We start from the raw sequence: 1,103 nt of genomic DNA, 5'->3' as shown, positions 1-1,103 counted from the left end.
CTTCCCGGTTGTCCCGGAAGAGCCTTTGCCATGGCGTCAGCCCATTCGAGGGGGGATCCAGCTGTTTCCAGATGGTTTGAGACGCCCTTTTTATATAAAAATAAGGGCTCCCCGGCAGGTTTTGCCGCCTGAAAAACTCGCTGATTTCTGCGGTTTTTCGCTTGAACCGGTGAAGAGCGTTCAAAACCTTGTTGATATACTCATCCGTCAGCAAAATCCGGTAGCGATTAACCGACTGACGGCGACCAACGCGCTCATTGGTCCAGTCGATCCACCGTCTCAGCCGAGCTTCCCGGAGGGCATTGCGAACCGTGCGCTCGCTGACCCCTGATTCAGCGGCCAGCGTGGCGTGAGACGGGTAACAGCCCAGGCGGCCATGATAGGACACAAGGGCCTTATAAACCGCAGCCTGACTGTGGTTGATGCGATGGAAGCGGGCCAGAGCTTCAAAAAAGACTTTAAGGCGGAAGAGAGGGAGCATATAATTCCAACACACGATAGCCGTGTGATCTTGATCGGGGCACGGTTATCTGGGTGGGCAGCGTTACCAGCGCGCCCGCCCACCGTGCGATGGACGATTTCTCCACTCTTCTTTTTTATCAGATACTCGTCAAGAGGCTAATGGAAGTCTCTTGGGCGTTAATTGAGCTTTTTGGCTTTTTTCCTTGGGAAAAATTGCTAAGCTTTTCTAAGGTTCTTATTGACAAAGTTTTATAAGGTTTTATATGGTTGATCCGAAAGAGGAAAAAAACCCTCAATTTATTAGCATTAGCGAAGCGGCAGCATATCTTAATGTCACCACAGCGACCCTCCGCAATTGGGATAAAGCGGAAAAACTTACTCCTTATCGACACCCTATTAATCAATATCGGTTATACTCAAAGGAAGAAATAAAGGATTTTATAAATGGAATATCAAAATTCAAAAAATGAAAATTTTCCCAAAAACACATTTTATACTTCGAATGGTATATCTATATATTTAGATGACACGCGAAGAATATTATCTGAGTTCCCTGAGAAAAGCTTTCAATCATGCCTAACTTCTCCTCCTTCTTGGGGATTGAGAGATTATAACCATGATCATCAAATAGGATCAGCAGC

Annotated in this window: 2 protein-coding genes and 1 pseudogene; 2 read left to right on the top strand and 1 reads right to left on the bottom strand. The window is 46.1% G+C overall.

Annotated elements, in window-relative coordinates; all coding sequences use genetic code 11:
• Positions 1-481 (bottom strand): helix-turn-helix domain-containing protein (locus tag GYV61_RS09940; protein WP_420870832.1); only part of this gene is annotated, 481 nt, incomplete at its 3' end.
• Between the two features lie 244 nt (positions 482-725).
• Here GYV61_RS09940 and GYV61_RS09720 point away from each other — a divergent pair.
• Together GYV61_RS09720 and GYV61_RS09790 are read left to right on the top strand one after the other, a co-directional pair.
• Positions 726-932: a MerR family DNA-binding transcriptional regulator gene (locus GYV61_RS09720; RefSeq protein WP_174795618.1), complete on the top strand. Its 207-nt coding sequence runs from the start codon at positions 726-728 to the stop codon at positions 930-932.
• Positions 907-1,103: pseudogene (locus GYV61_RS09790) on the top strand (hypothetical protein); the annotation flags it as partial. The gene GYV61_RS09720 and the pseudogene GYV61_RS09790, both read left to right, overlap by 26 nt.

It is taken from the genome of Lactobacillus melliventris (genome assembly GCF_013346935.1).
GTDB lineage: Bacteria > Bacillota > Bacilli > Lactobacillales > Lactobacillaceae > Lactobacillus.
The sequence above is the reverse complement of the archived record's forward strand: the minus strand, read 5'-3'. Positions and strand labels throughout refer to the sequence as shown.